The 22436-nt window shown below is 46.4% G+C and carries 21 protein-coding genes and 1 pseudogene; 13 read left to right on the top strand and 9 right to left on the bottom strand.

Features of this window, described 5'->3' with window-relative positions; genetic code table 11:
• Nucleotides 1-42: 42 nt before the first annotated feature.
• The 3 genes from QUA00_RS03620 to QUA00_RS03610 all read right to left on the bottom strand — a co-directional run bounded on the left by QUA00_RS03620 (nucleotide 43) and on the right by QUA00_RS03610 (nucleotide 5397).
• On the bottom strand, nucleotides 43-1374 hold the full coding sequence (locus QUA00_RS03620) for a response regulator (RefSeq protein ID WP_333408715.1): 1332 nt from the start codon (nucleotides 1372-1374) through the stop codon (nucleotides 43-45).
• Nucleotides 1367-4144, bottom strand: coding sequence for an ATP-binding protein (locus tag QUA00_RS03615; RefSeq protein ID WP_333408714.1), 2778 nt, complete (start codon nucleotides 4142-4144; stop codon nucleotides 1367-1369). The genes QUA00_RS03620 and QUA00_RS03615 overlap by 8 nt, the downstream gene beginning before the upstream one ends.
• A gap of 629 nt (nucleotides 4145-4773) precedes the next feature.
• Nucleotides 4774-5397: a Uma2 family endonuclease gene (locus QUA00_RS03610; protein WP_333408713.1), complete on the bottom strand. Its 624-nt coding sequence runs from the start codon at nucleotides 5395-5397 to the stop codon at nucleotides 4774-4776.
• A gap of 145 nt (nucleotides 5398-5542) precedes the next feature.
• On the opposite strand from QUA00_RS03610, the pseudogene QUA00_RS03605 reads away from it, so the two are divergent.
• The 5 genes and pseudogenes from QUA00_RS03605 to QUA00_RS03585 form a co-directional block, all read left to right on the top strand.
• Nucleotides 5543-5783: pseudogene (locus tag QUA00_RS03605) on the top strand (HD domain-containing protein); the annotation flags it as partial.
• Between the two features lie 133 nt (nucleotides 5784-5916).
• Entirely contained in the window at nucleotides 5917-6180 is a 264-nt protein-coding gene (locus tag QUA00_RS03600) for a hypothetical protein (RefSeq protein ID WP_333408711.1), read from the top strand.
• Between the two features lie 79 nt (nucleotides 6181-6259).
• Complete coding sequence (locus QUA00_RS03595) at nucleotides 6260-7531, top strand: transposase (RefSeq protein ID WP_333408710.1); 1272 nt, start codon at nucleotides 6260-6262, stop codon at nucleotides 7529-7531.
• A gap of 175 nt (nucleotides 7532-7706) precedes the next feature.
• Nucleotides 7707-8840: an ABC transporter ATP-binding protein gene (locus QUA00_RS03590; protein ID WP_333408709.1), complete on the top strand. Its 1134-nt coding sequence runs from the start codon at nucleotides 7707-7709 to the stop codon at nucleotides 8838-8840.
• Nucleotides 8841-9201: 361 nt separating this feature from the next.
• Nucleotides 9202-9600, top strand: coding sequence for a hypothetical protein (locus QUA00_RS03585; RefSeq protein WP_333142837.1), 399 nt, complete (start codon nucleotides 9202-9204; stop codon nucleotides 9598-9600).
• Nucleotides 9601-9669: 69 nt separating this feature from the next.
• On the opposite strand, the gene QUA00_RS03580 is transcribed toward QUA00_RS03585, so the two are convergent.
• Nucleotides 9670-9903, bottom strand: a complete 234-nt coding sequence (locus tag QUA00_RS03580; protein WP_333255834.1) for a DUF4327 family protein — start codon at nucleotides 9901-9903, stop codon at nucleotides 9670-9672.
• Between the two features lie 147 nt (nucleotides 9904-10050).
• On the opposite strand from QUA00_RS03580, the gene QUA00_RS03575 reads away from it, so the two are divergent.
• The gene (locus QUA00_RS03575; RefSeq protein WP_333408708.1) at nucleotides 10051-10212 is read left to right on the top strand and encodes a hypothetical protein; all 162 of its coding nucleotides are present in this window, start codon (nucleotides 10051-10053) and stop codon (nucleotides 10210-10212) included.
• Between the two features lie 56 nt (nucleotides 10213-10268).
• On the opposite strand, the gene QUA00_RS03570 is transcribed toward QUA00_RS03575, so the two are convergent.
• Together QUA00_RS03570 and rbfA are read right to left on the bottom strand one after the other, a co-directional pair.
• The gene (locus tag QUA00_RS03570) at nucleotides 10269-12068 is read right to left on the bottom strand and encodes a glycoside hydrolase family 3 N-terminal domain-containing protein (RefSeq protein ID WP_333306562.1); all 1800 of its coding nucleotides are present in this window, start codon (nucleotides 12066-12068) and stop codon (nucleotides 10269-10271) included.
• A 153-nt stretch (nucleotides 12069-12221) separates the two neighbouring features.
• The gene (gene rbfA / locus QUA00_RS03565; RefSeq protein ID WP_333142840.1) at nucleotides 12222-12632 is read right to left on the bottom strand and encodes a 30S ribosome-binding factor RbfA; all 411 of its coding nucleotides are present in this window, start codon (nucleotides 12630-12632) and stop codon (nucleotides 12222-12224) included.
• A gap of 196 nt (nucleotides 12633-12828) precedes the next feature.
• Here rbfA and QUA00_RS03560 point away from each other — a divergent pair, with 196 nt between their 5' ends.
• Together QUA00_RS03560 and sipA are read left to right on the top strand one after the other, a co-directional pair.
• A complete protein-coding gene (locus QUA00_RS03560; RefSeq protein WP_333142841.1) occupies nucleotides 12829-13032 on the top strand; it encodes a hypothetical protein in 204 nt (67 codons plus the stop codon).
• 129 nt (nucleotides 13033-13161) lie between these two features.
• Nucleotides 13162-13401, top strand: coding sequence for a regulatory protein SipA (sipA, locus tag QUA00_RS03555; RefSeq protein ID WP_333101820.1), 240 nt, complete (start codon nucleotides 13162-13164; stop codon nucleotides 13399-13401).
• 120 nt (nucleotides 13402-13521) lie between these two features.
• Here sipA and QUA00_RS03550 read toward each other — a convergent pair whose 3' ends face one another.
• Entirely contained in the window at nucleotides 13522-16887 is a 3366-nt protein-coding gene (locus QUA00_RS03550; protein WP_333306565.1) for an EAL domain-containing protein, read from the bottom strand.
• Nucleotides 16888-17095: 208 nt separating this feature from the next.
• Here QUA00_RS03550 and QUA00_RS03545 point away from each other — a divergent pair, with 208 nt between their 5' ends.
• Together QUA00_RS03545 and QUA00_RS03540 are read left to right on the top strand one after the other, a co-directional pair.
• Nucleotides 17096-17395, top strand: a complete 300-nt coding sequence (locus tag QUA00_RS03545; RefSeq protein ID WP_333142843.1) for a hypothetical protein — start codon at nucleotides 17096-17098, stop codon at nucleotides 17393-17395.
• Between the two features lie 191 nt (nucleotides 17396-17586).
• The gene (locus tag QUA00_RS03540; RefSeq protein ID WP_333142844.1) at nucleotides 17587-18027 is read left to right on the top strand and encodes a pentapeptide repeat-containing protein; all 441 of its coding nucleotides are present in this window, start codon (nucleotides 17587-17589) and stop codon (nucleotides 18025-18027) included.
• A 162-nt stretch (nucleotides 18028-18189) separates the two neighbouring features.
• Here the strand turns inward: QUA00_RS03540 and crtH are convergent, their stop codons facing one another.
• Entirely contained in the window at nucleotides 18190-19734 is a 1545-nt protein-coding gene (crtH, locus tag QUA00_RS03535; protein ID WP_333408707.1) for a carotenoid isomerase, read from the bottom strand.
• 488 nt (nucleotides 19735-20222) lie between these two features.
• A complete protein-coding gene (locus tag QUA00_RS03530) occupies nucleotides 20223-20450 on the bottom strand; it encodes a hypothetical protein (RefSeq protein WP_333142847.1) in 228 nt (75 codons plus the stop codon).
• Nucleotides 20451-20457: 7 nt separating this feature from the next.
• Here QUA00_RS03530 and upp point away from each other — a divergent pair, with 7 nt between their 5' ends.
• The 3 genes from upp (at nucleotide 20458) to QUA00_RS03515 (ending at nucleotide 22320) form a co-directional block, all read left to right on the top strand.
• Nucleotides 20458-21108: a uracil phosphoribosyltransferase gene (gene upp, locus QUA00_RS03525; RefSeq protein ID WP_333408706.1), complete on the top strand. Its 651-nt coding sequence runs from the start codon at nucleotides 20458-20460 to the stop codon at nucleotides 21106-21108.
• Between the two features lie 390 nt (nucleotides 21109-21498).
• Nucleotides 21499-21966 carry a TMEM165/GDT1 family protein gene (locus tag QUA00_RS03520; RefSeq protein WP_333142849.1) on the top strand — a complete coding sequence of 156 codons (468 nt, stop codon included), beginning with the start codon at nucleotides 21499-21501 and terminating at the stop codon, nucleotides 21964-21966.
• A 60-nt stretch (nucleotides 21967-22026) separates the two neighbouring features.
• Nucleotides 22027-22320, top strand: a complete 294-nt coding sequence (locus tag QUA00_RS03515) for a TMEM165/GDT1 family protein (RefSeq protein ID WP_333142850.1) — start codon at nucleotides 22027-22029, stop codon at nucleotides 22318-22320.
• Nucleotides 22321-22436: the final 116 nt, after the last annotated feature.

The following is a 22436-nucleotide window of genomic DNA, read 5'->3' as shown; positions in this document are numbered from 1 at the left end:
AGAGGCGATTAATCAGGTTTCTGCTGCCGCTGCAACGATTTGTTATACTGCGTCAACGCAGATCCTTGCCTGAATGTCTTTTACAGCGATCGCCCTCACCGGAATTGAAATCACAAACTCTGTACCTTCACCTAAAGTTGAGTTGACTTCTAGAGTTCCAGAGTGTTTCTGGACTACGATTTGATGAGCGATCGCCAATCCCAGCCCTGTTCCTTGCCCCACGCCTTTGGTGGTAAACAGATGCTCAAAGATTTTTGGCTTCACCGCATCCGTCATGCCAATCCCATTATCCTGAATTCGGATCACTGCCTGAGATTCCGACAAGTGGGTTTTGACAGTAATCTGGTTGGGGTTGGCTTTGATCTGAGCAAAACTGCGTCCTTTATTTGATTCCTCAAGGGCATCGATCGCATTTGCCAGCACATTCATAAATACCTGATTCAACTGTCCCGCAAAGCATTCTACCGATGGCAGATCGCCATAGTCTGTGATGACTGCAATTTCCGGGCGACATTCGTTGGCTTTGAGGCGATGCTTGAGAATCAAGATTGTGCTGTCAAGCCCGTCGTGGATATTGTAAGGAATGGGGCGATCGCAATCCGAACGCGAGAAGGTTCTTAAACTGGTGCTGATTGTGTGAATGCGATCGACTCCTTCTTGCATCGAATCAATTAACTTGGGTAAATCCTCTTGTAAGTATTCCAAGTCTATTTCCTCCAGGAATTCCTGTAGCGTGGCACTTGGATAAGGGAGTTCTTTTTGGTAGAGATCGATAACTTGAAAGAGGTCTTTTATACAGTCCTGAGCGGGTTTCAGATTGCCAGCAATAAAGCCAAGCGGGTTATTAATTTCGTGCGCGACACCCGCCACTAAATTGCCCAAAGCAGACATTTTTTCGGTGTGGACTAACTGAAGCTGAGACTGTTGCAGTTGTGTGAGTGCTGCTTCTAAATCAGCGGTTTTCTCAGCTACACGCTGTTCGAGATTTTTAGTTAACTGCCGTAGCTGCAAATGAGTTTTTACCCGTGCTAGCACCTCCTGTTCTTGAAAGGGTTTGGTGATGTAGTCCACAGCACCCAGGACAAATCCTTTCACCTTACTATCGGCATCGGAGAGAGCGGTCATAAAAATGATGGGAATACTTGCGGTTTTCGGATCTGCCTTCAGACGCTTGCAGGTTTCAAAGCCGTCAATTCCTGGCATTTGAACATCGAGTAAGATCAGATCGGGAGGATAAGCTTGGACTCGCTTAAGAGCGCGATCGCCATTGATTGCGGTTGCTACTTCGTACCCCGCATCACTTAAAGTTTCACAAACTACTTCTAAGTTTGCAGGGGTATCATCCACCACCAGAATTAATTCAGGACTAGACATCGGCTTTCTTCTCTGTGAGATGTTGTTGTAGCAACTCTTCAATCTCTTCGGCTTTAAATTGCTTGGCCAACTGAAGAATTTCTGAGGCAAAATTAGCGTAGCGAGGGTTAGAGTGAGCAATATGCTCTGTGTGCGATCGTAGCCGTTTTAAGTTGCCTTGTTGTGCCAATTCTAGTAACTTTTTTAAGTCTACCGCAGAAGGAATAATCATCCCTGCTGGGTTCTCTAATGCAGTGGTTGGAGTGGATGGTTCAGACTCGTTGGAGCCTGTCATTTCATATTTCCATTTTAATTCCAAATGAGTGGCTAAGAGGTTAAATAATTCACTGACTTCCACTGGCTTTGCCAGGAAATCATTTCCCCCTGCCTCTAAACTCATCTGTCGATAGGCTTGTGATACTGATGCAGAAGAGACAATGATCTTCTGGTGTTGCAAATCCTTTGCACTGCGAATTTGTTTGAGCAGTTCAAAGCCGTCCATGACTGGCATTGCCAAGTCTGTAATCACTAAGTCAGGTTGAGACTGTCGTATTTTTTCCAATCCTGCTTGTCCATTTTCTGCCTCACTAACTTGGAATCCTAGTGGCTCTAACAAGTTGACCAGAACGGCTCGGTTTTCCCAACGATCGTCCACCACAAGTATGCTGCGTCGTTGTCCTTCGTAACCAATAATTTGTTTTCCTGTTGTGAAGGAGTTTTGCTGTACCCAATCGGTGGCGATCGCCAATTCCACCTCAAAAAAGAACTCACTACCGACTCCGGGTTGGCTCTTAACTTGGATTTGTCCGTTCATAAGTTGGACAATTCTTTGGCTGATCGCCAATCCTAAACCCGTGCCCTCGGCTTGGCGCTGGCGATCGCCGACTTGTTCAAAAGCCTGAAAAATTTTCTCCAAATGATTGGGCGCAATTCCTACGCCCGTATCCTCAACTTGAAATTTGAAAGAGCGAGTGGATGGATTGGGAGGATTCTCAACTACGCCAACCTTGAGCGTGACACAACCTTTGTCGGTGAATTTAATCGCATTTCCCACCAAGTTGAGTAACACCTGACGCAGCCGTTTTTCATCGGCAAAAATCCCTTCTGGCAAATGTGGATCGGGATCGTAAACGAAGCCAATGTTTTTTTGGTCGGCACGAATGCGGCAGATTTCAGCGACACCTTGGAGGAATGAGGGAAAGTGAATCGCTTGAGGTGCGAGTTCTAATTTACCGGCTTCAATTTTGGACAAGTCCAACACATCGTTAATCAGCGTCAGCAAATGAGAACCACACTGGTGAATGATTTCTACCCCATGACGTTCTTTCCCTGGCAATGCGCTGCTGCGGTTGAGGATTTGAGCATAGCCCAAAATACCGTTGAGGGGAGTGCGGAGTTCGTGGCTCATGTTGGCAAGAAATTCGCTTTTTGCTTGGTTTGCGCCATCGGCTACCAGTTTTGCTTCTTTCAGTTCTGCGGTGCGTTCCTCGACACGGCTTTCCAGTTCGATAAAGGAGGCTTTGAGTTGACTCGCCATCTGATTAAATGAATCTGCCAGCGATTCTAATTCACTAATGCCTTGCACCTGAAGTGTTTGATCCAACTGTCCCGAACTAATCGCCTGACTGGCTTTTTGTAGCTGCAAAATCGGTTTGGTAATCCAACTCGAAGTAAAAAGACCCAGTATAGTCGTCACCACCAAAGCCCCTATACACAGCAAAATTGTGGTGCGAGTATTGGCATTGATTTGTGCCATGAAATCTGATTCAGGCACTACAACAACGCTGAACCAATCGATACCTCGTTCGTCTCGAATGGCGGAAACCTGCACGAACTGCCGTTGGTTGGCCAGCATAAAATCAAGCTGTTGATTCTGTGCCATAGCGTTGAAGTTGCCAAATCGATCGAGGATAGCTTGCGCTGTGGCACGAATTACAGAACTTTCAGACTTGACGGCAGGAATTTGTTGCAACTCTTCATTTTTAAGATCCATAATGTAAGGCTGACTGATCGTTGAACTAGCAATCAGATTGCCCGATCGATCTACGATAAACGTTTGTCCCGTTTGACCCACCTTCAACTCGCTCAGAAAACGATGAATCTTGTCCAGCCGAAAGGTGCTTTTTTGCACCCCTAGTAAAGTTCCATCGCGATTGTAAATCGGCTGGGATAGAGCCAGCGTAGCCGATTGATACGAACTGCTGACGTAGGGCACAGATGTCCAGGCTGATTTTCCAGCTTTCTGTACAACTTGATACCAAGGTCGAGTCCGAGGGTCAAACTCTGCCTGAGTTTTGAGCAGTGCGACCCGTTGACCTCGATTATCAAGTTTGTAGAATTGGCGTTGAGGTAGACGCGCTTTGTCACCACTGAGGCGAGAAACGATGCCGTCATTGATTGTTGTATCTAGGGCAATACTCGTGCCATCCTCTAAACCAATTTGCACGTCTTCGAGGGTATTTTGGCTGACTAACCGCCACAAAGTTCGTTCCAGTTTGGTGAAATCTGTTAAATCAAGCTGACTCTCTTGGGCGGCAGCTACGATCACTTGTCCGGCAATATAAGGTTTTTCCAAATAGTTTAGAACTTGCAGGTTGAGGCGATAGCTCATCTCTTGTCGTAACTGACTGGCAACTTCATTGACTGCCTTCTGTCCATTTCTCAGAGAAATATATCCCGTTAATCCAACTGCTACGAAGATTTGTAGTACAAACGGGACAATCAAGAGCGATCGCAGGGAAAGTTTGCGCTTAAGTTTAAATAGATTCAGGGATGAGTTTGGCAGAGACATGGTAGTAGCTTCTCTAGAAAATAGACTTTGAGGAATTGCTAGCTTGATGTTCAATCCACCTTGGTAGGGTCTTTCAAGGTGCTTAAATTCCTGGCTAGACACCGACGCTAACAATTAATTTTGTACCTCCAACAAACAGTCGTATTAGCAAGTTGCCAGTGGTTTTCTATTGTTCACGGAAGTGCAACAATCGCCCTCGTTGGTTGATGTTCCGTTGAGTGGTGGAGTGGCTGGGAGACTGTGCTCAGCTCGGATATGTTAGCCGAGTGTGATTTTTAGTAGATCGGGCGATCGTTCGGGCTCAAATTTAAAGGCGATCGCACGCATTCCACCAACAATCTCTCAACCCAATTCCCATCGAAGACTACCGTTTACAGAAAATCCCAAAGAAAGCCCAGGGCTTTTAGTCGTGGGATGAATCTGCTTACCCTTTAGGTCCAGCCCTTTTCAGTCTATGCCGCAGTCCCCTAATCAGATGTTAATTGTATCAATACTTCAAAGTTACCTGTAGGTCGATCTTAAACTCGATTTGATCGTTCCCACATTCTAATTAAACCCAGTCTTAAGCTAAAATTTCTCACCGTGAGTTTCTCTTTTTAGGATTTTAATAAATTAGTTTAACAAATACCTCAAGCCAACAATTCACTCACAGCTACGCTAAAACCTGCAAGCACACTTTGAGTATTAACAACTTCATCCGCATTAAACAACAGCCAGCGTTCCCCTGCATTGACAAATATTAATCTAGCTTCAGGAAATAGCAACCAAACCTCTAAACATCCCGATTCCAAATATTCTTGAGCTTTTGCAAATAACTCTTCGCCGCTATCTTCGGGGGAAGCAACTTCCGCTATCAAAGGAAAACTTTGGGAAAATGCTGTAAAATTGCCTGATTGTGGCAGCAGTTCAGGAGTAATGTAAGCAACATCGGGACGGCGACCCTGTTTGTTAGTGCGGCAAAGTATTTCGGTGAGAACTTCTCCTCCCTGTCCGCTGGAGTCTTTGTAATTTCCCCAGTAACGGGCTAATTTAGATTGAGCTAGACTGTGCTTGAATGTCATTCCTGTTTTCTCCACTAAGTTGCCGTCAACCCATTCCATTCTATCAGCAGGTCTGACTAAAAAATCTTCCAGAGATATGACTTTTTTAGGCTCAGATTCTGGCGGAATTTCGGCTATATTTTCTGATTTTTGCGGTAATTCTGGCTCTGATTTTTGGTCGGCATTTTTGGGTATAATTATAGTAGCTGTCATGCTAGCAACCTCGGTTTAACGATTATAATTGTACAAGCGATCGCTCTCGATCGCATCTTTACGATCTTATTGAACTTGGTAGATTTTGTCTTTTCAACTTAGCCGGACAATTTATATATCATAGCAATTCAGAAAGGTGACTTTCATGATTCTCTCAAACCGTTTTTCAGAAGCCCTCACCTATGGGGCCGAATTGCACGCTACCCAAGTTCGCAAAGGTTCCGGCGTTCCCTACATTGCCCATTTGTTGGGCACTGCTAGTATAGCTTTAGAATATGGGGCAAATGAAGATGAGGCGATCGCAGCTTTGCTTCACTCCGGCGATCGAAGATCAAGGCGGCGCCACCACCCGCGAAGCCATCCGCCGCCGCTTTGGGGATACCGTCAATCGATTTTAGATTTTAGATTTTAGATTTTAGATTGAAGAATTGACTTGCGCGAGATAAATACGTTCGGCAAGTTTCATCAGATACAGGTTTTTTATTTCTGGACGGATGAATCACGTGGCGGGTATCCTGGATGCTTTCGGTAACAGCGATTGTAGACGGCTGTACCGACAGTGACGAGACGCCGAAACCCCCTTGGGGACAGCGAAAACAAGCTTATATCGATCGCATTTCTACGGCTTCTGCCTCGGTCAGATTAGTCTCGGCTGCTGATAAACTTTATAATGTTCGATCGATCCTGAAAGATTCCCGTCAATTAGGAGATACTGTTTGGGAACGCTTCAAAGGCGGCAAAGAGGGTTCTCTCTGGTATTGTAAAACTTCATTAAGTTCGTAAGCAACTATAAACAATAGTAATATTATATTATCACGGTTGTCGAGTAAAAGACAGGTAAATTAAAGGATGGAAAGCTTAAATGCAACTAGCAGAGAGGCACATCATTAAATCTACAGAGCATCGTTTCGCCCAAATTGATGAATTAGCTTTTAAATCCAAGAATCTCTACAATGCCGCCAACTACGTCATTCGTCAGAGCTTCACTTATGGATGGGGTTACATCAACTACAACGAGATAAACCGTTTGATGAAATCTCATCAAACATACAAGGCTTTGCCCGCCAAGGTTAGTCAACAAATCTTGATGGTATTGGACAAGAATTGGAAATCGTTTTTTGAAGCAGTCAAAGCTTACAAATTTGATTCCTCTACATTCAATGGTCGTCCCAAGCTACCGAAATATAAGGATAAGACCAAGGGTCGTAATATTCTTATCTATACGATTCAGGCGATTAGCAGCAAGCAATTGAAGAAAGGAATTATCAAGCTGTCGGGTACGAAAATCTTGATAAAGACCAAAGTAAATCCCGCTCAAATTTGCCAAGTTAGACTGGTTCCCAAATGCGATTCTTATGTAATTGAGGTAATTTATGATGAACCGGAGTCCACCGTCAGCGACGACAAATTCGTAGCTAGTATAGATTTAGGACTGAATAATTTAGTGGCGTTAACTTCAAATCAGCCGGGTTTTGTCCCTCTCCTGATTAACGGGCGACCGTTAAAATCGATTAACCAGTTCTACAACAAGCGCAAAGCCGAGTTGAAATCTCAGTTAAAAAGAGTTCGTAAAACTTCACCCCGTATTCAACGCTTAACTCGCTGTCGCCACCAAAAAATCGATAATTACTTACATCATACCAGTCGGTTAATAGTCGATATTTTGGTTGACCAGCAAGTTGGAACGCTAGTAATTGGCAATAATGCACAATGGAAAAATGAGATTAACTTAGGCAAGCAAACCAATCAAAACTTTGTCAGTATTCCTCACGCTCGATTAATTGAGATGTTGGAATACAAAGCTCGATTGGTTGGAATCAAGGTAATTGTGCAAGAAGAATCTTACACATCTAAGTCAAGTTTCTTGAATCTAGATCCGATTCCTGTGTACGGGTATACTGGCGCTGATGATGTCGCATTTAGCGGTAAGCGAATCAAGAGAGGTTTGTACAAGACAGCAGTGGGTCAATTAATTAACTCTGATGTCAACGGGTCTTACAATATCCTCAGAAAAGCAATCCCAAATGCTTTCAGCGATGGGATAGAGAGCTGCGTAGTTCAGCCAAGGCGGGTTAATCCGCTCAAAGTAAAAGTGAAAGGGGAGGGGCTTAGCGCCTCCCATGTCATGCAATAAATGACTATACTTTTACCAGCTATTATCGTTCTTTAGTAGAAGCATTCCGCAAAGCTGAGTTAACGCCTATAGTTGAAGAATTAGACCGCACAGTTTTAGAATTGGAACAGTTTTCTGAAGGCTGAAGGCTGAAGGTAAAAAGCACTAATTATCAATTACCAATTACAATTAAAAAATGGCAAATGTTCGCTTAGAAAATATTACCCGACGCTACCAAAACGTCACCGCGATCGAAAACATCAGCTTCAAAATCCCGGACGGGGAATTTTGGGTATTAGTCGGGCCCTCCGGCTGCGGAAAATCGACAATTATGCGGACAATTGCAGGTTTAGAAACCGCCACTTCCGGCAATCTTTACATCGGAGATAATTTAGTTAACAACATTCCGGCGAGACAGCGGGATGTAGCAATGGTGTTTCAAAATTACGCGCTTTATCCGCACATGACTGTCGCAGAAAACTTGGCATTTGGATTGCGGATGCGGAATGTTGACCCGACTAAAATTCAAGAACGAGTCGAAACAGTAGCCCGATCGCTCTCGATCGACCACCTCCTCAAACGTAAGCCCAAACAGCTATCAGGCGGACAGCAGCAGCGGGTAGCACTGGGAAGGGCGATCGCCCGCGAACCGAAAGTATTTCTGTTAGATGAACCGCTTTCTAACCTCGATGCTCAACTGCGAGATGACACTAGAGCAGAACTCAAACAACTGCATCAACGGCTGGGAATTACCACCATTTACGTCACCCACGATCAAGTGGAAGCGATGACTTTAGCTGATAAGATTGTAGTCTTAAATGGGGGAAAAATTCAACAAATTGGAGACCCGCAAAGCATTTATGCGAAACCAGCTAACCGCATGGTTGCCACATTTTTAGGCAATCCCGCCATGAACATTTTGCCGGCAATTTATACTAACGAATCCTTTCAAGTAGGAGATCAAGCTTTAGCCTGTCCGCCCTCGATTCAGAAAAAATTGCAGGCGAGAGAAGGACAAGGATTTGATTTGGGCATCCGTCCAGAAAATATAGAAATCTTTACGCCACAAACAGTAGAAGAAGATGATTTGAAAACCGATGTTTGGGCATTAGAAAAAGTCCCCCTCGATCTAGAGGTAAAAGTAGTGGAACCTCTGGGGCGAGAAACTTTAATTCGGGCGAGTTTGCCTTCGGGGAGCGCTGAAACTACTGTACAGGTGCAAGTACCTGCGAGTGTTCGCTTGCGATCGGGCGATCGGCTGACGGTACAGCTTGACTTCGATCGACTATTTATATTTGACCCTTCCACCGGTGAAGCGCTGTATCCTTAACGGGCTTGAACAGGACTTACGCACGGGTAATCAGCCACCGGGTTTTTTTAGTCCCAGTGCCTAAGTCCTGTTCAATCTAAAATCTCAAATCTCAAATCTCAAATAGACTGAGCCTTCCAGTGGGAAAGTCTCGATTCGTAGTTACAAAAATTTACACTTGACATTTATTAATTTACCAAGTAATGATACGATTAGTATTGGCACAACGACAAAACGTCCCCCCAAAAGCTGATATTTCCTGAATCGGGGCGATCGCGACCCACAACGCCAGCATCTTCGCGCTAAGAAGCGGCTTTACGCCCTCACTTGGGAGCAACTGGCGAACCCAAAACTCAGAAAAACGTTCTAGCGGCATTTTTAGATGAATCCCGACAACCTGCCTCAAATGCTGCAAACAGGATTTCACCTAACTTTAGGTGCAACTTCCTTTTTAATTGAGACATTGCAAGATCCCCTGAAGCGAGAAGAAAATCTTGACAAACTGAAGTCAGATTTTGGCCAGCTAGCCGATGATCTGCTGGAAAAAGGAGAAATGACTGAGCGAGAAGCCCGGAATTTTGTAGATACTATTTTCTCTCAACCGGGCGATCGGGAGAATGCAGACAGCGAATCTGTCTCGTCCAAGCAATCAGATGCAGCGACTGATGCTCCTCCCGAGTCGGTTGTACAGCCTAACGTAAAGCTAGAGATTCAAGAATTAACAGCACACATGGCAGCGCTCAGAGCCGAGTTGGAAAATTTGCGCGCCGAAAATTCCTAGTATTAAAGAATCAAGAGTCTTTAACACAGCCGGAGTTTACTTGCCAACTTAATTTAAGAGAACCAAACTTTAGTCATTTTCCCATTTTTCAGAACCGATCAGGTCGGCGATGCGATCGCGCAGCAAGAAGTCGCATTTTTCTAATTCGCACTCTACACAAGCCCATTCCCGGGGGGGAATGAATTGGCACAGCGTGTAGATAGGCTGTTGGCGGCTCAGCACGCCCTCGTGGACGAGGTGACGCGCTTCATCTTGGATCACATCTAAAGAGTATTGGATTTGGGGAATAGTGGAGTGAATCATAATGCGCCCTCAATGTTTTACTAAAAAAATTTATGGCCCTGGTAATAATATAGTCCAAACTTACGAATATGGAAGTTAAATTTTGTCCGTATACAGCTATACAATTCACTGCCGTCAATTTAAAAAAATTATAGGAACGATCAGTAAGTGATGGGATCTGTCTTAGGATGTGGAGAAGCAGCACATTTTCCCCACAAGCAGGCGGATCTGCTGGAAAGCTCTATTGAGAACTTAGGAACCCGCGTCCAATTCCCGGTTTCTGGATACTTCGCCACCAAAGGCAGAATTTCTCGCGAGAAACCGGGTTGATGAATTTCACTCCTAACGCAGCAAGCAACAAAGGAAAGATTCCGAAGTCGGGCAACTCAAGCATTGCCCTTTGCGTCAATGCCGAATAGCACTTCTAGAACGATAGATTGCGCTGCCGGCATCTGCCCAAAACAAAATACATAGGGAATACTCGGAGGCAAGTGTGGCAAAAATTGCTCTAAAACGTAGGGACTGCCGTAAATTAACACGGCTTGCAGTTCTCCCGTTTTTAATAATTTCTTAAACCAATCTTGAGCTGCTTCGGTCAAACCAGCACTGCCTCGGAAGCAATTGCCGCGAATGAAAATTTGCAGCAGTGTCGGAGAAAAATGCTCTGCACCTGTATTATCAGCGATCGCCCCTGTGCGATCGTCAATCAGTTGCAATTCGTAACCAAACTGTTCGGGAAGGGCGATCGCCGGAGTGTGGTTTCCCAAAAACTCGCACCCCAAAACATCATCTACAACAATCAAATTCCGCAAAAGCTGGTTTTCTGCTGGTTTTGCCACCTGCAAAGGTAGATTGCCGCCAAATTTCAAAGAATCTCGCAAAATATCGGCAGCAGTGGCCCTTGCCTGGGGAGTTGCCAGCAAACCTAAGTCGATCGACTCGATCGATTCTAAATTCTTGCTCCCCCCCTTAGCAAGGGGGGGTTGGGGCAGGGCTTTTTCATTCTCGGTAGGGGCCGTGCCCCCGTGCCGGTCCTCTTGGTCTGATCTGCCGATCGAATCCTCTAGGTCGGGGGTAGGCACGGGGGCACTACCCCTACAAAATTCATGTTTTTGGTGAGAATGAAACAGCCCTGGGGGTTGGGGGGGGTCAGAAATCGGCAAACCCACCTTTATTTTCGCTTTCCAAATTCGCTTGACAGATTCCTTGATTTGTGATAGTGGAATTCGCCCTTGAGTGACAGCTTCGCAGACAGCCAGAATCGCCCCTTCCGGGTCAAGCGGCATCAGCAAAACATCAGCACCAGCCTGGGCCGCCAAAACAGCAGCTTCATTAGCGCCGTACTTATTGGCGATCGCACCCATCACCAAAGCATCCGTCACGATCAAACCTTCAAATCCCAACTCTTCTCGCAGCTTCCCGATCAAAATTTTGCGAGAAAGAGTAGCAGGAAACTCCGCATCCCAAGCCGGAATCAGCAAGTGAGCACTCATCACAGCATCGACCCCAGCAGCCATCGCCTCAACAAAAGGAGGCAACTCAACCAGGGCTAATCTCGCTGGCGAATGCGGCAAAACCGGCAATTCCAAGTGAGAATCAACCGCCGTGTCCCCGTGACCGGGAAAATGCTTAGCTGTAGTCAAAAGCGGGTGTTGGCCTGCGCCGCGAATAAAAGCAGCGGCTAATTTCCCCACAATTTCCGGTGTCTCGCCAAAAGCGCGGACGTTAATCACAGGATTGTCGGGATTGTTGTTAACATCAACCACCGGTGCGAGAATCCAATTTAGACCGATCGCCCTAGCTTCGATCGCAGTGACAGCGCCCATTTGTTCAGCATATCGATCGGCTTTACCTGCATCGTGCCGCGCCACTTCGGCAATTGCCATCGGCGGCCCGAACCAAGTTGCCCCTGCGAACCGCTGGCCGACACCTTCCTCAATATCAGCCGCCAGCAACAGCGGAAACTTAGCCCAAGACTGCAATTGGTGCGATCGAACTGCCAACTCTGCAGCACTTCCCCCGACCAAAATCACCCCACCGACGCCCAAATTTTCCAGATAATAGCGGAGTTTGCTAGCAGTTGGTTCCCATTCCCGATAGCGAATTTGGTGGTCGAACAAGCAGCCAGAAGCGCGCACCACGAACATCTGGGCCACCAGTTCTGGTAAGGAAAGATTGTCAATCATTCGATTTTAGATTTTAGATTTTAGATTTTAGATTTGGGCATCGGGCATCGGGCATCGGGCATCGGGCAAACAGGGAATCGGGAATCGGCAAAACAGGGAATTGGGAATTTTCCCTATCTCCTTCTCTTCCCCTCTTCCTTCTTCCTTCTCGCTTCAATCGGGACTTTCATCCTCAGCGAATTCTTCATCGGGATCTAAAATATCCGGTTTGCGATCGGCAGAAAGCTGATTCAGCAGTATCAACATTTTATCGCCGCGTTCCAGGGAACGGTCTTCGAGAAATACTACTTCCGGTGTCCGGCGCAGTTGCACCCGTTGGCCTAACTGGTTGCGGACATAGCTAGTTGCCGATTTCAAACCTTCCATAGTTTCGGCCTTTGCCTCATCAGTACCGTAAATGCTGACAAAGATTTTTGTATGCTGAAGGTCTCCCGAAACAATTACATCGGTAACGCTAACCATACCGGCACCTACCCGATCGTCCTTAATGCCGTTGAGCAACATCAGGCTGACTTCCCGCTTAATCATTGAAGCTACGCGCTCAATGCGACGACTTGTAGCCATAACAACTATCCCCTACTTTTAGATCGGCCGTTTTCATCCCAATAGACAATTGTAGCGCGATCGGTCAGGGGTGTTACGGGCGATCGTCCAAGTTAGGGGTGAGATACAGCTTAGAGGAAAAAAATGTTTGATTGCCTATAGGTGAATATATAGCTAATATAGAGAGGTAGAGTGAGATACAGCTTAGAGGAAAAAAATGTTTGATTGGATTGTCAAAACAGTAGCCGATGCTTCAGGGGTAACTAACCAGCTAAAGATAGCTGAATGGGCAAGATTGAACAGGACTAACCCTTTCGATATGGGAGCCAAAAACTACCAACGATGTGTTTATGACTTAGAGTTAGGGGGAAAATATTATGAACTTGAATATAACGAAGATGGCAGCCTAAAATATCAATAATTGGGCCGATTATTCCCTTAATTACGCTTCATACTTCTCCATTTTATTATCATCCCTCATCAATCCATCAAACAGAAACATTTATTGTTAAAATTCATTGATTAGCGTGTTTTTTAGGGAATAAAATTCATGGAAAAAGAATTTACAATCGGTCAAAAAGTCCGAGTTGTGGCTATGCCACCTTACGTCAAAACTGCCGAACCGATGCCGATGCTGCGGCCTGCGAATTTAATTGCGATCGGCGCTGAAGGCGTTGTGATCGATCGGCGTCCCGGCAATTATTGGGGCATTCGCTTTGAAAAAGGTGCTTTTCTGTTAGACAGTCAGTACATTGAAGCGGCGGAAACTACTGTAGAAGGTAATGGCTAATGGAAAATGGGGAATGGGGAATTGAGATCACAACTTAACATCTCCTTTTCCTTGTTCCCTCAACATCCCTCCCTTAAATCCGTTAAATCCCATTGCTTGCTCGTTGCCGAACTTCCTTCTTCAACAAGCCAGCTTCGCCTCAAAAGCCAAAGAATTAACAGGAAACTCCCCCAAAACTTCCTCTAAAATCGGAGATGTGAAGTTACAAGGTTGAGGCTTGCCCAAATGATAACCTTGAGCGTAATCTACCCCAAGTTCATTGAGTTTATCCATAATTTTTTGATTCTCAACATACTCCGCAATAGTTTTAATTCCCATGACGTGAGCGATTTTGGTAATAGCTTCCACCATTGCAACATCAATAGGATTCTCGACAATATTCTTAATAAAATTGCCGTCTATTTTGAGATAATCAACCGGCAAGCTTTTCAGGTAAGCAAAGGAAGACATCCCGCTGCCGAAGTCGTCCAAGGCAAACTGGCAGCCTAGTTCCTTGAGTTGCCAAATCAAGCTTGCTGCCTTGCTGAGATTACCGATCGCCACGGTTTCGGTAATTTCAAAACAAATTATTTGCGGCGGTATTTGATGGATGGAAAACTGTTCCTGAATAAACTCGATAAACTTTTCTTCGTTGAGGCTGTCCCCAGAAAGGTTGATTGAATAAATGCTGGGATATTTGCCAAATAAGGATTGCGGATTAGACAAAAGAGAGCAAGCAGGGAAGGTAACTATTTTATCGCTGCCTACTCCAGGGTCTTGGACTAATAAATTGGCCGTGAAAATTTTAGATAAATTGCTAAATAAAGTACGAATTACCCAGCGGTCGATCGCGTGCATCAAGTTGTAGCGTTCTGCCGCCGGAATAAACGCCATCGGCGACACCAACTCACCAGTTTCCAACCGGAGGCGCAGGAGGATTTCGCAGTGGGTTCCGGTGGTTGGAGAATTGAGCAAAGGTACGATCGGCTGAGAGTACAAGCAAAAGCGATTCTCTTCTAATGCTTGATTAATTTGCACCACCCACTCGGTTTCGCCGTGCTGTTTGATTAATTCTCGATCGCCTGCTTGATAAACCTGTACCCGGTTGCGACCTTTATTTTTAGCAGCGTAGCAGGCCATATCGGCCGCGCTCAAAATCGCAGATGTCGATGCTGTTTTGGGATTGATTGCGACCAAACCGATACTGACGCCGATCGAAAAAGTTTTGTCCTGCCACGCAAAGCGGAATCCCTGAATGCTTCGCAGCAGCGTTTCAGCAACGTTCAATCCTCGTTCGACGGGACGATTGTACAGGAGTACAGCAAATTCATCGCCGCCGAGACGCGCCAAAATATCGGTTTTGTGGATATTGCTTTTAAATAGCTGGCTGACTTGGCGCAGCAGTTCGTCCCCTGCAGCATGACCGGAGGTGTCGTTAACTATTTTGAAGCGATCGAGATCCAGGTAAAGCATCACGTGTTCTTGCCCGTAACCTTGAGCGCCGTGTAGGGCGTGCTCTAGCTGGTACTCAAATTCCCGGCGGTTGACTAATTGCGTCAGAGGGTCATGAGTTGCCTGCCAGGTGAGTTGCCGCGCTTGAGTTCGCACTTGGGTGACATCTCGGAACACAACGACGGCCCCGACAATTTTGCCGCTGCTGGCGTGGATGGGGGCGACGCAGTGGTCGATCGCAAATTCGGTGTGGTTGCGGGCAATCAGCAAGCTGTTGTGTCCTTGGTCAACAATCCGACCTTCGCACAAAGCGATTTCGGCGATATTTTCGATCGGCAGCCGGGTAGTTTCGTCAACTATTCTCAGCACGCTGGCGAGGGGCAAACCTTTAGCTTCCAATGTAGACCAACCAGTAAGTGTTTCGGCAACTGGATTAAGGGTGGAAATGCAGCCGTCGGCGTCTGTCGCGATTACGGCATCGCCGATCGATTGTAGAGTAACATGAGCGAGTTCTTTTTCTTCAAAAAATGCTTGTTCCATGCGCTTGCGATCGCTAATATCCCGCTGCACCGACACCCAGTGGGTAACGTTCCCGGAGGTGTCGGCAATAGGTACGCTGTTGAGTTCCACCCAATAAGTTGAACCGTCTTTGCGGTAGTTAATCAATTCTAGGCGTAGGGGTTCTCGGCGAGAGAAAGCACGGCGAATTTTATCGACTTGGGTGGGGTCGCTTTCTGGGCCGCGCAAGCAACTGGGGGTTTGTCCGATGATTTCTTCGGGTAGGTAGCCCGTCATTTGGGTAAAAGCTTCGTTGGCATAGATGATGGTGGGGTCGGAGATATCGCTGTCTCCGGCATCCATAATCACGATTGCGTCGTTAGCGTTCACTACAGCAGATTCTAAAAGGTGGAGTCTGGCCTCGGCCCTAACGCGGGTAGCAATTTCGCTTTCTAATCTGGCGTTAGTCAAGCTGAGGGATGCGATCGCTTTTTGCAATTCCCTAGTCCTTTCTGCCACTGAATCGTGCAGAATATCTATCGCCCCGGACATTTCCATCGGGTCAAGTACGCGCAGTATGTTGGTTTGAGTAACTATTCCCAGGAGTTCTCCCTGTTCCCCCGTTACTACCAACCTGCGGACTAAACGCTGGTGCATTTCCTGATGAGCTACCCACAGCGAGTCTTCTTGCTTGAGGCTAAATAAGGGGGTACTCATCACAGTTTGGGCGATCGTTTGCGACAAATCTATATCTAAAGCTTGAAATTCCACAATATCCCGTTCTGTGACGATACCTACTGGAATCGGGAACGGTAAATCCCTCGATAATTCTGTTGATTCGGTAATTACCACGCAGCTAACGCGGTGCTCGGCCATCAACTCGGCTAAACTCATAACTGACGCGGAGCGAGGTGCTTGAATGACTTGTGCGGTCATTACTTCTTTCACGCGGCGCATTTTTAAGATATTTGCCGGTTTCAGCATGGCTTGGCGAATGCTTTCCGGGGTAATTACTCCTAAGAGTTGACCTTCACTATCCACTATTGGCAAGTGCTTAATTCTTCGTTGCCCCAGGAGAATTAGGGCACTGAAAATGTCTTGAGTCTCGGATTTTGTCAGAGTTGCTGCCGGCTGCCTCATTACTTCTGCGATGGTGACACCTTTTAAGTTTTTGCCCGAGGCAATCAAATCGACAAGATCCCTTTCTGTAAAGATTCCTTGCAAGTGAGAATGTGGAGCCGAGTGCGAGGATAATTTTAAGAGTGATTTTTCCACGACAAAGACGCAGATACCTGTCGCGTCTCTGCACGCGCTTGAGGTGGGGGGATTTGCGATTTCTGTTAGTGGCTGATAGATATCGGTTGGTGGAATGTCTGCGTTTAGAGAGCAAATTCCGCGCCGTTGGCCCATCAGGGTAATTACTTCTGCTAGTGGGGTATCGGGCGCAACTGTCAAGGGGTAGCGGTCTATTACTTGAGCTAAGGTTGGCAGATACTTGGAGGAATCGTTTTTGAGCATATTTAATTGAGTTTTGCGATCGCGTAGACTCTGCGACATTCCAAAAAAGTGCTGATTTCCAAGCACTAGGTGGATTTTTACGGCGCTGCTGAGACCTAATTAAAATTTATTGTTAAAAATGCAGCCGAGCTTGGGCCGGGGATCGGGGCTGTGACTGCTTTTCCTCTACCTATAAAGTTATAAGCTTATCTTTATTTTAAATTAAATTTTCTGTCTCGTGACACTTTTATTAAAAACCAGGTATTTTTTGTCAACTTTTTGGGGAGCATCTCACCTTTGCAGCCAAGCTAGAAATTGGAGTTTTGAGGCAGGAGGCAGAAGGCAGGAGGCAGAAGGAAAGAGGAAGAAGGAAAGAGGAAGAAGGAAGGAGCCAGAAGAAGGAAGGAGCCAGAAGAAGTATTTTTACAAATATGAGATGCTCCCACTTTTTGCGATAAGATCGCAGCTAAAATCATCCATAGCATTGCGAATCATCTCCATCTTCAGAAAGACGCATCGGTTGGCTATCCGGGTTAACCTAGAAAATGTTACTACAAAAAGGCACTGAATTAAGTTAGGCAGTGTTAAGTTTTGCGAAATTATGTTTTGCAAGCTGGTCGAGACCATGTATGCGTTGTTGAGTGCAATTGATATCACAGCCAATGTGTGAATTAGATCGCAACTTCCGAAAACAACCGTGGTAAGATTGTAGATATCAAGACAAGAACTTGAATACAGAGTCTGTGAGGAAAAGGGATTATGAAACGCAATCTATTAGCCGCTACTTTTTTAATTACTCCCCTACTGTTGGCTGGCCCGGCTCGCGCTGAAAATCCCGCTCACGTCCAACAGTTATTGTCAACCGGGCAATGTTTTAAGTGCGACTTGTCAGGAGCAGATTTAATGGGAGCCCATTTAATTGGTGCTGATTTGAGAGAAGCAAATTTACGAGGCGCAAACCTATCTAGTGCCAACCTCGAAGGCGCGGACTTGACGGGTGCTAACTTGACGGGTGCTAACTTAACCCAAGTTTTTCTGACTAATGCCAGTTTAAATGACGCAGACCTCGATCGGGCAAATCTGACCGCGGCCATCATTAACACCACTGACGTATCCGGCGCATCAATGGAAGATATGACCATCACTAATGCCAAAATCTACAATACCCAAATCGGCGTCGGCGGCAGCTACGACCAGTAAACTTCTTAAAAGAATGGAAAACGCCAATTTTCAGTTTAAAAACCCGGTTTCTATCCAGAAACCGGGTTTTTAGTCTTTTTGTAGGAACCCTCGAAGCCTTGTCTTACATTTTCTCTCGTATTTCAAGCGAACAATCTGACGTACCCTACCCTACCACGACCACTAAAAACCCAAATCAACCGCAATTCGGTGCGCGCAAGCAAACCCAGAAAACGCCACCGCATTTAAACCCTGTCCGGGAAACGTACTGTCACCCACACAATACAAACCAGGCATAGAAGTTCGATTAAACGGCATTCCCAGCAAACCCATTAACTTCTGTCGCGGAATCGGCCCGTAAGTTCCATCTTCGCGCCCCAAAAAGCGGCGGTGAGAACGCGCTGTCCCAACTTCCATATAATCCAAACCGGCATCTAAACCGGGAAAAATATTTTCTAATCTTTCAATTATTCTCCCTCCAGCCTCTTCCTTTTTATCCTCATATTCCTGCTGCGAAAGTCCTTCCCACTGTTCCATCCAACTCGAAGTAAAAGCGTGAACGATGTGATATCCTGCGGGAGCTAAATCCGGGTCGAGCACGGTCGGAATGGACACCAAAACAGTTCCCTCCGGCGCTTCCATTTTGTCCCAATCTTCTAACAAAATGTGGTGGCAGGCACTACCCGCAGGGATTACGGCTGCTTCCACTCCCAAATGCAAACTCAAGAAACTGGGGGCTTTTTGATAGCGCTGCTGCCATTTCTTTTCGCTAGCGGGCATCTCTTCTGCGGGCAGCAATTTCTCAAAAGTATCCCACCGCGTGGCGTTAGAAACTATCCGCTTGGCGCGGTAAACTTCGCCGGTTGCTAGCTCGACTCCGACAGCGCGGCCGTTTTCTGTTATAATTTTTTTCGCCTTAGCTTTGTATTGAATTTTGCCGCCGCATTTTTCTAATCCTTCTACTAATTTTTGGGCAATTTGACCGACTCCGCCTTTGGGATAATTGATGCCGCCGTAATGTCTGTCGGAAAATACCATTCCGGCATTAATCATCGGCGTCAAGTCTGCGGGTACTACAGACCAGTAGTAGCATTCCATGTCAATAAATTTCAGCAAAGTAGGGTCTTTTATGTAGCGTCGCGCAATGTCGCCAGTATTTTGAGGTAGATATTTTACTAATCCCAAACAGGCTAAAGGATTCTGAAAAAAGACTCGAACCAGATATCCGGGTTCTTCTAGGGATAGCAATTCCATGCCGTTGAGGCAGTTGAAGACGCTCCAGCATTCGCCGTAAAATTTGTGGATTCCTTCGCGTTCGTGAGGGAACCTGTCTGTTAATTCTTGCAAGTATTTCTCATAAGCCTGGGGAACTTCAAGTTCCAAGCCGCTGGGTAAGTGATAGTGAAGCTGTACGGGGTCGGGAATGGTTTCTAAGGTGACGTTGACTGCTTTCAGGGCGCGGGTGAGGAGGTTGGTGGTGCCACGCTGTCCGAAGCCAAAAATCATGGAGGCGCCGACATCGAATCTGTAGCCTTCTCGATCGAAATATCCAGCGCTACCCCCCGGAATTGTATAGCTTTCGAGCACTAAAACTTTGGCTTTCTTAGCCGCTAGCTGGGTGGCTGTCACGAGTCCACCAATGCCGGAACCGATGACAATTACATCAAACTCTTGCTCTGTAGGGCGGGAGTTGGGAGAAAATAACTGGGATTGGGTAGGAGCTGACATTGGGTTAAAAATCTTAATATTTCTATGATTTTACAGTCGATCGCTCCAGAAGCAAGAAGTTCGGCAACGGATTATGTAGCGGATGTAACGGATGTCAACAAGACCGAAGTTCGGCAATGCCCGATGCCCTGTTTGCCCGATGCCCTGTTTGCCCGATGCCCTGTTTGCCCGATGCCCAACGCCCAATGCCCCTGCTTCCCAAAAAAATGCGGGAACAGTCTACCATTGCCGACTGCCCCCGTCTGCCGATCCTTTGAGAGGAGAACACTAAAAATTACTATAGCCTTGTTGCTAATTAATGTCAATACTATTGGAAAAATATTTCAATAAGCTGATGGAGGTCGATCGGCGAATGGGTTCTAACTCATATGTTGCACAATTCTCAAGAACAGGCAAGATGCCTGTTCCACAAAGAGTGAGTTTTCTTGTGGGGTGGGCATAGAGCCCGCCCGTGAAAGGCTTATTAATAATGGTGCAAGATGTCAGTTCTAACCGACGGCTGGTGGTTGTCGCAATAGTCCGGCACTCCGGCGGAGGTTTGAGCCTGTGAGGGCAATCTTAAAAATAGTGCTCTTCGGTCGATTCTCAATCTCTGGCTTGTATGCGCCCTCAAGGATGTGATAAGTTGCACAGAGCGATCGATCGCCCGTTGGCGAAGCCCTCAAAGAAGATCGATCGCACCGCATAAAATCCCTCAAACCTAGCAATCTCCCCAATTTCCTAATGTCCCTGCAACTGCGCGTTTACGTTCCTCCGCATCCATTAATTAAACACTGGCTGGCTGTTGCCCGCGACGGCGCCACCCCCTCGGTACTTTTTCGTTCTGCGATGACAGAATTGGGAAGGTGGCTGGCTTACGAGGCGATTCGAGAATGGCTGCCGACAGTGGAAACAACGGTGCAGACCCCTTTGGCGGAATGTCCGGCGACTTTTATCAACCCGGAAGCTCCGTTAGTTGTGGTACCGATTTTGCGGGCGGGTTTGGCACTGCTGGAAGGAATTCAGACGGTTGTGCCGCTGGCGTCGGTTTACCACCTCGGCATGGCAAGAAATGAGGAGACGCTACAACCGACTTGTTATTTGAACAAATTGCCGGCGCAGTTTATCCCGCAAACGCGGGTGATAATTAGCGAGCCGATGCTGGCGACTGGCGGGACGATTATAGCGACTATGCAGGAATTGACTGCACGGGGAATTGATCCGAGCTTGATTCGGATTATCTCTGTGGTGGCTGCTCCTCCGGCTTTGAAGAGGCTGAGTGCAGAGTACCCGAGTTTGATGATTTACACGGCAACGATCGACGAAATAGTCAACGAACAGGGCTTTATTGTACCTGGTTTGGGAGATGCGGGCGATCGAACTTACGGCACATGAACCAGCCAGTCAGTCAATTTTAGATTTTAGATTTTAGATTTTAGATTTTAGATTTTAGATTGACTCGACAGATAAATCTGGGGGGTTGTCTCCCTTTTTGGGCGCGGTGAGTGGTTCCAGGAATGAGTTGCTGAAATCTTCGGCGAAAAAGATGACCGAAAGCATCTAGGATACCCGCCACGTGATTCATCCCTGGAGGAATAAAAAACCTGTATCCGATAAAACTTGCCCCCCGAATTTATCCGTGGGGTTAATGCTTCAATTCTAAAATCTCAAATCTAAAATCTAAAATCTAAAATCGATTGACCCTGGTTTGGTAAAAGCAGGCACCGAGAGAGTTAGAATCAAAAGTACAAGTCAAAAATAAATAGCGTTTAGCACTCATTGCCCGTGAAACTTGATTCTGTTCCGCCAAGCTTGTCTGCTTCTGACTCAGTAAACCTCAATTATGATTTGCCACAACAGGTACAACTACAAATAAAAGAGGTTACTGAGATTTGTGCTGCTTTAACCCCGGAGCCCGCTGAACTCTCAGTGACTGTAAATCCCGATATTTGTCAGGAACAAAAGAAACTGAAGCCCAAGCACTGGGCAATTTTTGCTTCGACTTTTGCAACTATTTTTTTAGCTGAAATTGGAGACAAAACTCAGCTCGCGATTTTGCTGATGACGGCTGAATCTCGAAATCCTTGGATCGTTTTTGCGGGTGCGGGTTCGGCTTTGATAGCAACCAGTTTGCTGGGGGTGTTGCTAGGAAGGTGGCTGGCTAGTCGGATTGCTCCGAGAACTTTGGAGAGAGCAGCCGGAGTGATTTTACTGGGGATTTCGGCGGTTCTGCTGTGGGAAGTGCTGGGTTAATTGTCTGCCTGTCGGTAAGTCGTAGATTTCTACAAGAGCTAATTAAGAACTGAAAAAAATATGGACTGGCAACTTTTGGGAATCAGTTTTATTACAGTGTTTTTGTCAGAATTGGGAGACAAAAGTCAATTAGCTGCGATCGCCCTGGGCAGTAGTTGTAACTCGCCGCGGGCTGTATTTTTTGGTACGGCGTCGGCGCTGCTTCTGGCGAGTTTAATCGGCGTGGGCATTGGCTTCAGCACGGCAGAGGTGTTGCCGGAACGACTGGTAAAGGGGCTCGCAGCGATCGGATTTGCGGTGATGGGCTTGCGCTTGCTGTGGCCAAAAGCAGATTTACCGGAAACCTCCGAGTAGGGCGTGCCGTTAGTCGATTTTAGATTTTAGATTTTAGATTTTAGATTTACTCTACAGATGAATCTGGGAGTTTGAACAAGAGTCTAAAATTTTTCTTTCTCCACGGGAGGAGTCGT

Origin of the sequence: Microcoleus sp. T2B6 (assembly GCF_036700475.1) — a bacterium.
GTDB lineage: Bacteria > Cyanobacteriota > Cyanobacteriia > Cyanobacteriales > Microcoleaceae > Microcoleus.
The sequence above is the reverse complement of the archived record's forward strand: the minus strand, read 5'-3'. Positions and strand labels throughout refer to the sequence as shown.

Bases quoted from the DNA above. Each gene is read 5' to 3' on its own strand.
- QUA00_RS03615 (WP_333408714.1), bottom strand. From the start codon at position 4,144: ATGTCTCTGCCAAACTCATCCCTGAATCTATTTAAACTTAAGCGCAAA.
- sipA (WP_333101820.1), top strand. From the start codon at position 13,162: ATGGAAAAAGAATTTACAATCGGTCAAAAAGTCCGAGTTGTGGCTATG.
- QUA00_RS03590 (WP_333408709.1), top strand. From the start codon at position 7,707: ATGGCAAATGTTCGCTTAGAAAATATTACCCGACGCTACCAAAACGTC.
- QUA00_RS03540 (WP_333142844.1), top strand. From the start codon at position 17,587: ATGAAACGCAATCTATTAGCCGCTACTTTTTTAATTACTCCCCTACTG.
- QUA00_RS03580 (WP_333255834.1), bottom strand. From the start codon at position 9,903: ATGATTCACTCCACTATTCCCCAAATCCAATACTCTTTAGATGTGATC.
- crtH (WP_333408707.1), bottom strand. From the start codon at position 19,734: ATGTCAGCTCCTACCCAATCCCAGTTATTTTCTCCCAACTCCCGCCCT.
- QUA00_RS03600 (WP_333408711.1), top strand. From the start codon at position 5,917: ATGCTTTCGGTAACAGCGATTGTAGACGGCTGTACCGACAGTGACGAG.
- QUA00_RS03515 (WP_333142850.1), top strand. From the start codon at position 22,027: ATGGACTGGCAACTTTTGGGAATCAGTTTTATTACAGTGTTTTTGTCA.
- QUA00_RS03595 (WP_333408710.1), top strand. From the start codon at position 6,260: ATGCAACTAGCAGAGAGGCACATCATTAAATCTACAGAGCATCGTTTC.
- rbfA (WP_333142840.1), bottom strand. From the start codon at position 12,632: ATGGCTACAAGTCGTCGCATTGAGCGCGTAGCTTCAATGATTAAGCGG.
- QUA00_RS03585 (WP_333142837.1), top strand. From the start codon at position 9,202: ATGAATCCCGACAACCTGCCTCAAATGCTGCAAACAGGATTTCACCTA.
- QUA00_RS03570 (WP_333306562.1), bottom strand. From the start codon at position 12,068: ATGATTGACAATCTTTCCTTACCAGAACTGGTGGCCCAGATGTTCGTG.
- QUA00_RS03620 (WP_333408715.1), bottom strand. From the start codon at position 1,374: ATGTCTAGTCCTGAATTAATTCTGGTGGTGGATGATACCCCTGCAAAC.
- QUA00_RS03560 (WP_333142841.1), top strand. From the start codon at position 12,829: ATGTTTGATTGGATTGTCAAAACAGTAGCCGATGCTTCAGGGGTAACT.
- upp (WP_333408706.1), top strand. From the start codon at position 20,458: ATGTCCCTGCAACTGCGCGTTTACGTTCCTCCGCATCCATTAATTAAA.
- QUA00_RS03610 (WP_333408713.1), bottom strand. From the start codon at position 5,397: ATGACAGCTACTATAATTATACCCAAAAATGCCGACCAAAAATCAGAG.
- QUA00_RS03550 (WP_333306565.1), bottom strand. From the start codon at position 16,887: ATGTCGCAGAGTCTACGCGATCGCAAAACTCAATTAAATATGCTCAAA.